This is a genomic window from Actomonas aquatica, assembly GCF_019679435.2.
Taxonomy (GTDB): Bacteria; Verrucomicrobiota; Verrucomicrobiia; order Opitutales; family Opitutaceae; genus Actomonas; species Actomonas aquatica.
Genome location: NZ_CP139781.1, coordinates 4,878,735 through 4,892,746, shown reverse-complemented (window position 1 = coordinate 4,892,746; position 14,012 = coordinate 4,878,735). Strand labels below are relative to the sequence as shown.

Here is a 14,012-nt window from a genome sequence, read left to right as displayed (position 1 = left end):
TGCGTGATCGGCGGGGTCGTTTTTGTGCTTTTTCGTGCCTCTTCGTGGCTACCCCCTCAGTCGCTCTTGAGCGTGATGGCGGGGTCGATGGCCATGGCGCGCCGCGCGGGCAGGTAACAGGCGAGGAAGGACACCATCAACAGCAGCAGCGTCACCCCACCGAAGACGGGCACGTCGAGCGGATTAAGCCCCGCCAACAGACCCGCCAAGACGTGAGAGAGTCCGAGTGCAACCATGAGGCCGAGCCCCAGACCCGTGCCGATCAGGATCAGACCACCGCGCACCACCAGCCGAAACACGTCACTCCGATCCGCGCCGAGAGCTAGGCGGATGCCGATCTCGCGCGTGCGTTGGCTTACCGAAAACGCCACCACGGCATACACGCCCATCACGGCCAGCACGAGGCCCACCAGGCCCTGCGCCCCGGCGAGGTAGGCGGCCATGCGCAGCGGCAGATAACCAAAGGCCGTGCTGCGCAGGTGCTCTTCCATCGTCGAGGTGTTGTAAACCGGCAGCTCCGGATCGAGCCGCTGCAGCACGCGGCGCATTTCGGCGAGCGCCGCCGCAGGATCACCGGCCGTGCGCAGGTAAAGCGTGACCGGCTGATTGTAGGCCTGCTGGTAAGGGCGGTAGTAGGCCGGCCGATCCTCTTCGCTGATCATCACGTATTTGCCCGTCGCCACGACGCCTACCACCTCGGCCGTGAAGTCGAAGCTGGTGAGCCGTTGGCCGATCGCGTCCTGCTCAGGCCACAGGCGCCGGGCCAGGGTGTCATTGACCACCACCACGGCGGGACTGTCGACTGTATCGGTTTCCTGAATACCCCGACCGCGCAGCAGGTTGATGCGCAAGGTGTCGAAGAAGTGTTCGTCCACAATATTGCTGGCGGCATTGAGCATACCCTCGCGCTGACCGGTCTCGGCTATGAGCGGTGAGTTGGCGTCACTCACATCACGCAGTCCCGGCGAATTACTCATCGGCAATACGTTGGAGAGCGCCACCGCCTGCACGCCGGGAATCGCCGCAAGGTCATCCTGCAACTGGCGCAGGAAGGTTCGGCCGCGTTCGCGTTCGTAGCCCTGCAAGTCGAGGTCGATCGAGGCGATGGCGAGGTTATCGGGATCAAATCCCAACGGCATCGCCGCCGCCTGGCGCAGGCTGCGCAGGAAGAGTCCGCCCGCGACCAAGACGATGGCGCAGAAGGCGACCTGCGAGATGACCAAACCGTTGCGCAGCCAGTGCCGGCGTTTGCCGCCGCCGGCCGCGCCGCCTGATTTGAGGATTTCCTGCACGTCGACCCGCGTCGCGCGCAACGCCGGCAGGAGCCCGGTCACCACACCGGCAAACAGGGACACCACGACGGCGAAGGCGAGGATCCACCACGTGCCCTGCACCGCTTCAGTCGCAACCGGCATGTCGCCCGACGGGGACATGTCCGACAACAGACGTCCGGCGAGGTCGCTCAGGAACCATCCCACGGCGCCGGCGATCAACGCCAGCAACACACTCTCGGTAAGCAACTGTCGAGTGAGGCGGCCGCGGGAGGCGCCGACCGCGGCGCGAATGCCGAGCTCGCGTTGGCGCGAGGCCGCGCGGGCGGACAGCAGGTTGGATACGTTGGCGCAGGCAATCAGCAGAATCATCAGCACCAGCGCCATAAAGACGACCGCGGCGAGCGGCATGAAACTGCTGACGTTGGGATCGGGCCGACTGAGTTGCTCGCGCACCACCCCCGTCGTGGTCTGATCAAGGTCACCCGACGGATGGAGCTCACGCAGGCGTTGATCCACCACCGAAATTTCGGCCTCCACGCGGGCTTCGTCGTAACCCGACGCCAGATGAGCAAGGACACGAAAACCGCTCCACTCGTGATTGGTGAACATCGATTCGTCCCAACCGAAGAGCGTCGGCATCATGGTCACCGGCACCCAGCCCGCGGCGCCGAGCCCCCATTGGCCGCCGTTAAATTCCGGCACCGTGACGCCGATCACTTCCATGGGGTGGCCATTGATCGCCACCGTGCGTCCCACCACACCCGGATCGGAGCCGAGCTGGTCGGCCCAGTAGCGGTGGTTGAGCACGATGTAGGGATCGGCCCCGGGTTTCTCCCCCTCCCCCGGCAGGAAGGTGCGTCCAAGCAAGGCGCGAGCACCGAGGGCCTCGAGGTAGTTGGGACTCACGTTTTCGATCCAGTTGCGATGCGGCATCTGGCCCGGCCAGGCCAGGTGCACCGGGCGCAACAGCACCGCCATGGCGTCCTCCAGTCCAGGCACCTGATCGCGATAGGCCGCGTAGTCGGCCCACGAAAACATGGAGGCAAACTGGTTGCTCGGGTTCTGCCGGTTCATCACGACCAACCGCTCGGGCGCCGTGACCTTGAGCGGCTGGAAGAAGAACACATCCACCAGGGAAAAAATCGTGATGTTGGCGCTGAGCCCAAGGCCCAGGGTCATGACCGCGACGAAGGTGAAGCCCTTTTGTTTGAGCAGCATCTTGATGCCGTAACGCAGGTCCTGCCGCAGGTGGATGAGCCACGCAAAACCGCGGGCCTCGCGGCCCTCCTCGGCGATGGCATCGGCCGGGCCAAACTGGAGGTTGGCGGCGCGCAGGGCTTCACGTCGCGTCATGCCGGCGGCGAGGTTGGCTTCGATCTGGGCCTCGCGGTGAAAACGCATCTCCTCGGCCATCTCGGCGTCGAGTTGATTGCGGCGAAAGACGGCGCGCAGCGCCTGTCTCAGTTTGGTGAATACATTCATGACGGACTCCGAAAGGGGTAAGACGGGAATGACGGTCCGGGCGGGGGGGGGCGGAGCTCAGGCCTCGTCGGCTTTGGCCAGGACCTGACCGACGGCAGCGGTGAGGCGCTCCCAGGTCGCCTGTTCGGCGGCGAGCTGTTTGCGGCCGACTTTGGTCAGCGCATAAAACTTGGCGCGGCGGTTGTTTTCCGAAACGCCCCACTCCGCCTCGATCCAGCCCTTGCGCTCCATGCGATAGAGCGCCGGGTAGAGCGAGCCCTCCTCGACGCGCAGCGCATCGGCTGAGAGCAGGTGGATTTTTTGGGCGATGCCGAACCCGTGCATGGGGCCGGCGTTGAGCACGCGGAGGACGAGGAGATCGAGCGTGCCTTGAAGAAGTTCGAGTTTAGCCATGGCTTTCCCTTGTGCATCTAGGGAAAGACACGCCTTCCCTAGACACGCAAGGGGAAAAGGCTACCGGACGCCAAAACGGAGGTTCGCGACGCGATGCTCGCTACTGCTGATTCTCGGCGTTCATCTGCGTAATCTACGCTGGATGCGCTCCTTACCGCAGAGAGCGCGGATGAGCGCAGATACCGTCAGCCCGTAAAATACCGGGCCGCGGATTCTTCTTCGGACCCCGCGCCGGGTCAGTCGACGAATTCAAAGTCGGCGCGAAGCGGGAGGTGGTCGGAGACCTCAGTCCGCACGATCTCGTGCTCCACGCATCGCAGGGATTCGTTGTAGAAAATGTGATCGAGCACGAAGGGCATGCGGTGCCAGGTGATCGTTTCGTCCTGCACCGTCTGGAAACCCACCGCTTCGTATTGGTCGATCAACGGGCCGGGGCGGCTGACATTAAAATCGCCGGCAAGCAGGGTCGGTCCGTCGCTTTGGCGCAGGAGCTCGGCCACCTGGCGACGTTGGCCGCCGTGGGTTTCGCTGCTGGTCTTGAGCATGAAGAAGGCGAGCAGGTGCACGTTGTAGATCGTGACCTCGTGACCGGCGATGGTGGTCTTGGCTCCGATGAGCACGCGATCGGTCGGGGTCTTGGTTTCGCCAAAAAAATCGAACTCCACCCGCGGCGAAGGCAGGTCTTGGCGCATGCGTTCGTGCAGGGGCGTTTTGGAGAAGATGGCCAGACCGATGCCGAAGGGCAGCTCCCGCGGGTCGGCTTTGGGGTAACTGAAATGAGCGTGATACTCCGGGAGCGCCGCCCGCAGCCGTTGAAAGTTGGGCGGGGGGTCGGCTTGCTGGCCATCGGAGCGCGCCTGCTCCACCTCCTGCAGGGTGATGATGTCGGCATCGTGGCGACGGATCTCGGCGATGGTTTGATCGAGATCGATCGGCGCGTTGTCGGGGTCCGAGGCATCCCAGACTTGGCCAAATTGGATGTTGAACTGGAGGAAACGGAATCCGCTCACGGCAGGCGTCCTTTCTTTTGCAGGTGCTGGGCCGGCTGAACCGTGAGGGGCGTGGCGGACGGCTGGCGAGGAGTCGAGTCGAAGAGACGGCGCAGACCCGAGAGCGGGCGCGTCGATCGGACCACGGTGGTCTGCTGTGCGGAGGCCCGCCAGATTTTTGGGGCGGATGTGGAGGTGCCCCGCACTCGCAAGGTGCTCGGACGGATCACCTTGACCCGCGAAGCATCCATTTGTGAAGCGCTGGGAGTCGAGCGCCACAAGGGTCGCGCCTTTTGGGTATCCCGAGCCGACGCCACCAGCGGCAAGAGCGCTGCCATCAGCAGGATCGGGAGTTTCGCGAGGCGCCGCATGCTGCCGGAGAGGCTTGTTTGCCAACCAACTGCGGCAAGCCAAATTTCGCCTTGGAGCGTGCCTGGGCCTATTCGGGCTCGGCGGTGCCTTCGACCACCCATTCGGTCGCCTCGGGCACCTGTTGCAGGAAGGCCTGGAGCGCCGCACTGCAGTGTTCGGCATAGCGGAAATGGGCCCCCATACCGGTGCGTAGCTCCACTTCGTAGATGAATTTATCCGCCTGCGTGGTGTGTTCGAAGGGCGTCTGAGCTCCCAGCAGCAGCGAATAGGCGTAGCTCGCACTGCCCCGCTCCATGAGCTCGCGGGTGAGCGCGGCTTGGTCGGCGAGCAGGGCGGCGTGCGTGGCGCGGTCGATTTCGGGCGGCAGGTAAAAACCCGCCTGAATGAGCGGCGTCCACCGGTGGCCGGTGCGATGGCGGTTGAGGTCGCGCAGCTCGGCCAGAGCCATGTTGTTCCAGGCGAAGCTCACCCGCATGCGGCGGGTGGCGGTGCCTTGGTAACCGTAGCGGTTGGCGCGGTGACGTAGGGCTTCGGCGATGGGCTGAGTCTCGGGCAACCACGGCGGCGTGGCGCGGTCGACATGGACCCAAACGTCGTCGTCCAGCGGCTCCGTGCTCAGGCGCTCGAGACCGAGCGAGAGACTGGTGGCGAGCTCCTGAGCGGTCTGCGCCTCGTAGGATTTTTCGGCGAAACTGTGCCGCATGAGCCGCGGCGACTGCTTCATGAGCTCGTCGCGGATGAGTTTGGCGGCGGCCTTGGCCTCGGGGTGCGGCAAGGAGTCGAGATGCTTCACCGTCGTGGCCCACATGCGGGAGGTCTGGACCAGCGCGAGGTTGGTGCGGGTGGCGAGCGGGATAAAATAGCGGGCGCGATCGAGGGCGAAGTTCTTGCGCAGGCGGGTGACGACGGCGGGCTTGGCGCCCTCGGGCAGGCGGATGCGCTCCGGCTCGGCTTCACCCAGCGCGTCGAGGCGGGCGTATTCGGCATGGTAGGCGGCGAAGGAACGCGCCATCACGTCGCGCCAGCGATCGGCCAGATCGTCCGGGATGCCGAGCTCGGCCGGATCGGGCAGGTTGTTGGCATCCATGGCAATGTAGCGGGTGCTCGACTCCTGGCCGTCGGCCATCTGGGCGATCTCGAACATTTTGAGCGCCAACCACATCGAGACATCGTCGAGGGCGATGGCGAGTCCGCCGGTGAGGCCGCCGATGGAGGCGTGACCGTAATCGACAAACTTGAGGATGCGATCGATCGACGCATCCGGATTGGCCAGATCGACCTTCTCGAGAATGGCGTGGATGCCGTCATTGCTGCGGGAATAGCGCGCCAAAACGGACGCGAGCAGCTCGGGCGTGACTTGGGGAAGATCGGCCGCGGTCGGGGGCGGGACGAGGGCGAGACCGGTGATGCGCATGGAAGGTGATCGGCGCAAAATTCCGGCGGCAGAGCAAAGGCAAAACCCGCGCAAATCGCACCGACGCCCATCAAATCGCATGAGGTTTGCCTATACCGTTGCAAATTGCGGCACCGGCCGACGCATATTTTGCGCACGTAATCGTGATGCCATCCCCGTTCCCCTTCCGCTCCATGAGCCGTAACCTGTTCGTAATCTTTGCCCTGAGTTTGCTCGGTGCCTCCCTCGGCTTCGCCCAGCCCGCCGAGCCCTCCCCCGCGGATGTTGCTCGTCTGCGCATCATGTGGGAGCTCGACCCCAAGATCCAACGCGCCGGCGAACCTTGGTCGATCGACCCGAGTTCCCGCGAGGCAGCCCGCCAATTTTTCCGCGCGGTTTACGGGGCATCGGAGGACGTGCCCAGCGGCTGGAACGGCGACGCCGCCACCGGCACCCCCGGCACCACCACCGCGGCGTTTAAGGAGGCCGTCCGGGACCGGGTGAATTTCTACCGCGCCTACGTGGGCATCCCCGCCGACATCACCTTCAACTCCACCTTCTCAGCCAAAGCCCAGGAGGCTGCGGTGATGTCCTCGGCCAACAACGGCCTGAGCCACAACCCGCAGGTCGAGCAGCCCGGGTGGTCCTTCGTTACCGCCAACGCGCAGGAAGCGGCCGGCAAGTCCAACCTCGCGCTCGGTCCCTTCGGCCCCGACGCCATCGACGGCTACATTCGCGACCAAGGTGCCAGCAACGCTGTGGTAGGACACCGTCGCTGGATCTTTATCCCCCAAGCCAAGGAATTTGGCACCGGCGACGTCGAAGCCCAGAACGGCTTCCCGGCGAGCAACACCCTTTGGGTGAACGACGGCCGCGCCGGCGACGCGCGCCCCAACACCCGCGAGGAGTTCGTCGCGTGGCCGCCCAAGGGCAACGTGCCCTACCAGCTCGTCTGGCCGCGCTGGTCCCTCACTCTGCCCGGCGCCAACTTCACCAACGCCTCCGTCAGCATGACGCGCAATGGCGCCCCGATCAGCGCCGTCATCGAGGCCGGCAACCAGTCCCTCGCCAACGAGGTCACCCTCGTCTGGCTCTACGACGGCAAGTCAGGCAACAGCTCCGATTCCCACGAGCGCCCCGACGCCGACGTCGCCTACGAGGTCACGGTGAGCAACGTGAACATCGGCGGAGCCACCCGCACCTTCACTTACACCGTCAACGTCTTCGATCCCGACGTGCCGGGCAACGACTTCGTCGCCACCACGATCGGCACCCCGAGTTCCCTCACCGCGGGCAGCCCCAGCACTCTGCAAGTCGCGGTGCCGTCCTTCGCCGGCGGCTTCCAATGGCGCGAACTCGGCACCGATCCCAACGGCAACGCCCTCTGGAACGCCGAGGGCGGCTTGCGCGGCGAGATCGACGGCACCGCCAGCGACTACAACCTTATCGTCTCCAGTCCCACCGCGAGCGGCAGCGGGGCCTACTACCTCGCCCACCCCACCCCGATTCTGCAGACCTTCACCCTGCCCGACACCTACATGGTGCCGCCGTCCGGTCCCACCGATCTGACCTTCGACTCCAAACTCGGCTTCTCCAGCCAAACTCAGGTCGCCCGCGCCGAAGTCTCGACCAACGGCGGCAAGTCCTGGGTCACGGTCTACGAGCAGCGCGGCACGGGCAGTAACACCAGCCCTGCCGACGCCGCTTACCAAAGCCGCTCCGCCAGCTTGACCCCGTTTGCCGGTCGCACCATCAAGGTGCGTTTCAGCTACGATCACGAGGGCGGCAGCTACTTCAACCAGACCGACCCCAGCGTCGGCTGGCTCGTCGACAACGTTCGCCTGACCAATGTCATGAGCGTGACGCCGGTCTCCACCAGCAGCCACCAAAGCGGCACCAGCTTCAGCTACACGCCGTCCTCCGAGGGCATCAAAATTCTCCAGGCGCGCGGCATGTTCTTTGGCCACTACGGCATGGACTGGGGACCCATCTCCCTGCTCACCGCCCAAGCGGGCTCCTCCAACAACGGCGGCGGCGAGAGCCGGATCATCAACCTCTCCGTCCGCGCCAGCGCTGCGTCCGGGGTCAACGCCCTCAACGTCGGCATGGTCATCGGCGGCAGCGGCACCAAACCCCTGCTCGTGCGGGTGGTCGGCCCGACGCTCGGTGTGCTCGGTGTGCCCGGCACGGCGCCCGATCCCGCCCTCGCCGTGACCCGCGGTGGCACGACCGTGGCCACCAACGACAATTGGGACGGCGCCCTCTCCGCCACCTTCAACCAACTCGGCGCCTTCGCCTTGGGCGACAACTCCGCCGACGCCGCCATCGATATTTCCCTGCCCACCGAACCGCACGTGGTGCTCGTCGACACGCAGGGCCAAAACGGCGTGGTTCTCGTTGAGGCTTACGACAAACACGCCGTGGACGAAGGCAGCGCGCGTTTGATCAACGTCTCCGCCCGCAACCAAGTCGGCGCCGGCGCCGACGTGCTGGTGGCCGGTTTCGTCATCGAGGGTTCCAGCAATAAAACCCTGCTGATCCGCGGCGTCGGGGCCACGTTGGCAGATAGCCGATTTAACCTGCCCGGTGTGCTAGAGGATCCGCAGCTCGTCATCAACCCGCTCGGTTCCTCCACCGTCATCGCCAGCAACGACAACTGGGATGGCGATGCCCAGATCGCCGCCATGGCCAACACCCTCGGTGCCTTCTCGCTCAGCTCGAATGCCGACGCCGCCTTGCTGGTGACACTCGCCCCCGGTGCCTACACCGCCACCGTGAGCGGCGTGAACGACACCACCGGCATCGCCATCGTCGAAGTCTACGAAGTCAACTGAGCCGACCGAGTGCGACGAGGCTGGAAGCCTCGGTCACTTTTCTCCCCCCCCTCCGAAGTGGCCGCGGCATCCCTGCCGCGGCTCGTCATTTCGGGTCGTCGGCCAGCCGTATCAGGGCACTCGATACACCTCGATGAGACCAATGCCGGTCTCATCGTTGGCGCCGGCGAGTTCAACCGTGTAAGTGCCGGGCTCAAGATCGATGAGCAGCGCGGCGTCGCCGTCGCCCGGTATGAGCGAAAACGCGCCGACCCTTGCCGTGGTCTCCTTGAGCTCCGCGGCGTTGGCGGCGGCCGACCAATCGTAGTTGGTGCGCAGATGGCGCGCCGAGCCATCAGGCAGGCTTTCGAAGAGACGCAGCACCGGATCACTCACGGTGCCGGTCACGCCAAAACGTGCCAACGCCGGACCGATTCCCCGCACCAACACGCGTTGCGGGACCGAACCCTCAATCACAAAACCGGCCACCATGATGTCCGCCCCCGTGCCGATCTGACCGCGGGTGGAGATGTTGGTCATCTGCACCGGATCGCCGGTGGCCGCGTCGTAGACCTCCACGATCGCCACGCCGGTCGTGTCGTTCACGCCCGACACCTCGACCGTGTAGGCACCGCTGTTGAGCGTGGTGCGCAGCGCGGCTGATGCCGTGTCGGCGGTGAGCGCAAACGCGCCGAGGGTGGCAAAATCGTCCGCCAAATCGGGCGACCAGTTGTCGTTGCTGGCGATCTCCGTCACGCCTTGGAAGAGACGAATCTGCGGATCGGCCAACACGCCCGGCACGCCAAACGCCCCGAGCTGCGGACCGACGGCGCGGATGACCACCTCCTTGCTCGTGCTGCCCTCGACCACGAAGCCGGCGACCATAAATCCGAGCCCGGTCTGCACCCGCGCGCGCGTGGAGATGTTGGCCAGCAGTTCGCTGCGCGGCGCATTGGGGCCACGCACGCCGATGCGCGCGCGGCGCGATTCGACGGTGGTGCCACCGGCGGTCGCGACCGCGTAGTAGCGCCCTTCGTCGGAGCCGGAGACGTTGCTGAGCACTAGGTCATTGCCCGTGCCGACCTGGGCGCCGCCCTCCTTGAACCACGCGATCGTATGCGGCTCCGGCCCAGTGGCTTCGGCCGTGAAGCGAACGGTTGAGCCTGAAGGCACCGTCGTGCCGGTGGGATGGAGCACAAAACTCAACTGCGCGGGCGCCGTGTCGCTGGCTATGACCACGTCCACGGTGGCCTCCTGCCCGGCGGTGAGCGTGAAGGTTTGCAGGACGTTGCCCGCTTCATCTTCGACCACGTAGTCGCCCAGGAAACCGCGTCCGGCGAAACGACCGTCGATGGCGGTGGTGCGCAGGTCGTTGGTTTTCCAGGCACCATGCACCAACTCGCGATAGGCCGTGCCGATGGGCCGCTCGGTCCAATCGCTGGAAAACATGGCCGACTCGGCGCGCCAGTGGGCGTCTGCCCAGAAGCCCCAGGCCTGAATACCGAGCATGTTGGGATGACTGAATGCGACCGTGTAGAAGTCGCGCAGGTAGTCAGCCTGCAGATCGGCGTCCTCGCCGCCGATGTCAAATTCGGTGATGCGCAGATCGAGATCCGGGAACTCCGTCGCGTAGCGATCGAGAATCTCCCACACCTTCGGAATGCCGGTGGGGCTGGCGGAGAAGTGACCTTGGAAACCGATGCCGGTGATGGGGCCTCCATCGTTTTTGATGCGCTGAATGGTGGCGGCGTAGGCGTCCTGCTTGGTGGTGTTGAGACCGCCACCGGAAAGGATGCCGTAGTCGTTCACGAAGCGACCGAGGCCGGCATCGAGTTCGGCGGCTTTTTTAAACCACTCGCCCATGAGATCGTAACCGTAGGTCTGCATGAGGTCGTAGTTGTCGTAGGGCTCGTTCATCACGTCCCAGTCCACAAAGTAGCCCCGGGTCGCGTTCATGATCTCCTCAAAGTGCGCCATGACCGTGGCGGGCACGGTGGCGTCGGCCGCCTGCACGCGGGCGGTGAGGTGGTTGGGCAGGTTACGAATGGACGGCCAGACGAGCACGTGGCCGCGCATGACCAGGTCGTTGTCCTGCGTCCACTGCAGGGCGTTGAGCGTCTGGGTTTGGTTGAAACCGCCGCCCCATTCGCCGTCCCACGGCGGCCACTTGGTGTCGTTCTCCAACGTGCCGCTGTTGAAGAGTTCGAGGATCTTTTCGCGATAGGTGGCGTTGGCTGCGCCATTCGCATCCATGATGCGGGAGGCAACCATGGCCGTGCCAAATTGAAAGGCGTGGCGGACGAGACGCACCCGCAGCTTTTCGCCGCCGATCGGGAAACCGGAACCGTCCCGCGCGCGCACCACGTATCGGTTCTTTCGATACTCATTGATGCGGTTGGCCGCATCGAGTCGCCAGGAGGCGTTGGCGTCACGGCCGACGTATTGGAAACTCGTGCGCGGCAGGTCGTCGGTCGTGAGGGAGTTGCCATACCAGAGGGCTTCAACGCCACCGAGTTCGAGCGTCTGGGGGCGGCCGGTGTTGCCGAAGCCAAACTTGAAGCCGAGCGCGCCGGCCGCGTAATTGCCGTCGACCGCGAACGGGATGAAGAAGTGCTGCCACGCGGAGATGGCGTTGATCTGCAGCGAAGCAGACTTGGTGTAATCCGGCCCCGGGCCTTCGACGAAGGCCTGCATGGTCACGGTGCCGGTCTCGTCGGTCGTGGCGATGGCCCGCATCCAAAAGTGCAGCAGCACCACGTCGCCATCGGATACGGCGCGGTTGCTGGTGAAATCCATCACGCTCGACCAGAACTGGCCGTTGGGATTGAGCGTCTGCACGCGGGCGGCCGTCGTGAAGTCCTGACCGGTGACGGCTACGAACTCGCGGCTGGCGACCACACCTTCGCTGGTCGAGTTGGAGTAGAAACCGGAGTCGTTGATGGTCGCCTGCGCGATCATCGCTTGGCCGCCGGATGGAATGTCCTGCGCGACGAGCGTGGACAGCAACAAGGCAGGGATCGACGCAACCGCCAGCCGGGCGCGCCGCCAAAGGGGTAAGGGGTTAAGGGGCATCGCCGCTGACTTTTCTCAAACCGCCCGCCAGGGCAAAAAAATCCGCCGGACGAATTCAGTCTAACCTCTGGGCAGGACCAGCCGCAGGTTCCCACGTTCCGCGAAACCCGTCGGGCCACAGCGGCTGCACGACGCGCAGGTCCTGCCAATAGGTCCAGTCAAAGTCGGCACTGCCCGCGGGGCCGGGGGTGATTTCCAGTGACAGCCACGCGGTGTCGGGGGGCAGCGACAATTCGAGCGCTTGCGCCCCCTGATCGGCGGTGACTTCGACCGGATCCAAGGCCCGCTCCAACAGGACCCGTTCTTCACCCGCAGCGGTGCGGACTCGGACGGTAAACACGGCCCCATCGGTGGCATTCATCGGGTCAGCGTAGGCGCCGGGCAGGATGCCAAACTGACCGCGGAGCGTCATGTCGGCTCCTCCCTGAAACGTTTTCTGCAGCCGGGAGGGCGCGTGGCTGAGCAGGACGTCGCCCGCCAGATACGGTTGTTGGAAACCACTCTCCGCGACCTCCCATTGCTCCACGCCAAGGGACCGGCGGAATACGTTGGGCTCCAGCGCCGGAGTCTTCGCTTTGACGCGGCGATAAACCGTGAAGCGACCGTCGTTGATGAGGTAAGCGCGCCCGGGCACCCACGGCACCGCCCGCACCTGATCCCGCACATCAAAGACTTCCGCCCGGGTGTAATCGACCCACAGCAGATCCGGCGCGTTGTGTTGGATGCGTTCGATTTCCCAGTCCCGCAGCACCAGCCAGTCGGGTTCGAGCGCCATGATCAATTCGTGCCAACATTCCGGATACGAGCGGGCGTAAGTGCGCGTGCGGGCCGCGACCACCTCCGGCGCACACAGGCCCGGGTAATCCAGCATTTTGAGCTGCGAAAAGAATCCGATGTAACCCAGCGGCTCGAGGAACACGGTGTCGGTGGGCGTGGACGCGTGGTCCCGCAGCCACTCCCCGATCACCCGACGGTTGCCCCACTCCACCAGCCGCTGCTGCCACTTGAGTTGTTGCGCCGCCATCACGGTGTTGGCGGCCAGAAAGACAGTCAGCGCGGCGCCCGCCCACACGACGACTCGCCGCAACCGCGGTCGGTCGACCCAACTCGAAGCCAGATGCCAGAGCGCGCCGCCGACCGCGAACAGGCCGAAGAAGGCGACCGCCGGATAATACCAAGGCACCCCAAAACCGACAAAGTTGAGCAGGTAACTGTGTCCCACCAAAGCCACGAAAGACGCCACCCGCACCAACCACGGAAACCGCGGCCAGACCCAAAGCAGGCAAGAGAGCACGGCCACGACGATGGAGATGATCCCGAGGCCCGCCGGCCATTCGATATACGGCGCGTAAGGCGGCAAAAAGGTGGCCGACCATTCGCTAGGCATGTGGAACGGCCGCGACACGAAGCCCAGCAAGATGTCCCCCACCGAACGCTCGCCGGCAAACAGGCCCTTGGCCGCAATCGTGTGCGCGATCGGGGTGCCGTAATACCATGTCGACCAGATCAACCAGGGCAGATACAGCGCGGTGGTGACGACGGCGCTACGCACCCACAACCCAAACCGGGCCGCGAAACTGGCGCCGCCTTCGCGCGGTTCAAACAACAGCACCGCAATCGCCAAACCCATGATGTAAACCACCGCGTCCGGACGACTCCACAGCATCAACGCACACGCCCCACCGATGGAGAGCGCCGAGCGCGGAAAGCGGGCGGCCACCGCCCACAGGCCCCAGGCAAAGGAGAGCAGCAGGAATGGGGTCTCCATGCCGTTGGTCGCGTAATCCAGGCACTTCGTATCCAGCGCCAACAGCAGCGGCAGCAGCCACCACTTCATGATATCCCCGTTCGCGCCCAAGCTGCGGCGCAACGCCGCCCACGCGAGGGTGACCGCGCCGGCAAAAGCCAGAGCCCCCATCACACGAAAAATCCACAACGTCACGATGTCCGATCCGCGCCCGGCCATCAGGTGGGCCACCGCCGGCAGCAGCACGCCGAGCGGGGAGGTAAAGGTGTGCAGCTTTTCGCCCGGCTGGAAGACCAGGCCGTCGCCCTGCGCCAGATTCTTCGAGGCGCGATAGGTGATGAAATAATCTTCCCAAACGTGGTCGGTGAATCCCGCCCACCCGATCGCCAAAACGAAGGTGACCAAAAAACAAACCCACCCGGCCGAAAATCGGGGGGTGGGTCGGGCTGCGTTTAACGCCATGGGGAGTCAGGCGAT

Annotated in this window: 7 protein-coding genes; 1 reads left to right on the top strand and 6 read right to left on the bottom strand. The window is 64.9% G+C overall.

Going from position 1 to position 14,012, the window contains the following annotated elements; all coding sequences use genetic code 11:
- Positions 1 to 56 precede the first annotated feature (56 nt).
- The 4 genes from K1X11_RS18705 to K1X11_RS18690 form a co-directional block, all read right to left on the bottom strand.
- Complete coding sequence (locus K1X11_RS18705) at positions 57 to 2,756, bottom strand: ABC transporter permease (RefSeq protein ID WP_221030682.1); 2,700 nt, start codon at positions 2,754 to 2,756, stop codon at positions 57 to 59.
- A 57-nt stretch (positions 2,757 to 2,813) separates the two neighbouring features.
- A complete protein-coding gene (locus K1X11_RS18700; protein ID WP_221030681.1) occupies positions 2,814 to 3,149 on the bottom strand; it encodes a PadR family transcriptional regulator in 336 nt (111 codons plus the stop codon).
- 236 nt (positions 3,150 to 3,385) lie between these two features.
- Positions 3,386 to 4,159, bottom strand: coding sequence for an endonuclease/exonuclease/phosphatase family protein (locus K1X11_RS18695; RefSeq protein WP_221030680.1), 774 nt, complete (start codon positions 4,157 to 4,159; stop codon positions 3,386 to 3,388).
- 418 nt (positions 4,160 to 4,577) lie between these two features.
- A complete protein-coding gene (locus tag K1X11_RS18690) occupies positions 4,578 to 5,924 on the bottom strand; it encodes an FAD-dependent thymidylate synthase (protein WP_221030679.1) in 1,347 nt (448 codons plus the stop codon).
- 173 nt (positions 5,925 to 6,097) lie between these two features.
- Here K1X11_RS18690 and K1X11_RS18685 point away from each other — a divergent pair, with 173 nt between their 5' ends.
- Positions 6,098 to 8,737, top strand: a complete 2,640-nt coding sequence (locus K1X11_RS18685; RefSeq protein WP_221030678.1) for a CAP domain-containing protein — start codon at positions 6,098 to 6,100, stop codon at positions 8,735 to 8,737.
- Between the two features lie 111 nt (positions 8,738 to 8,848).
- Here the strand turns inward: K1X11_RS18685 and K1X11_RS18680 are convergent, their stop codons facing one another.
- Together K1X11_RS18680 and K1X11_RS18675 are read right to left on the bottom strand one after the other, a co-directional pair.
- The gene (locus K1X11_RS18680; protein WP_221030677.1) at positions 8,849 to 11,725 is read right to left on the bottom strand and encodes an endo-1,4-beta-xylanase; all 2,877 of its coding nucleotides are present in this window, start codon (positions 11,723 to 11,725) and stop codon (positions 8,849 to 8,851) included.
- A 118-nt stretch (positions 11,726 to 11,843) separates the two neighbouring features.
- Positions 11,844 to 13,940, bottom strand: a complete 2,097-nt coding sequence (locus K1X11_RS18675; RefSeq protein ID WP_221030676.1) for a glycosyltransferase family protein — start codon at positions 13,938 to 13,940, stop codon at positions 11,844 to 11,846.
- Between the last annotated feature and the right edge of the window lie 72 nt (positions 13,941 to 14,012).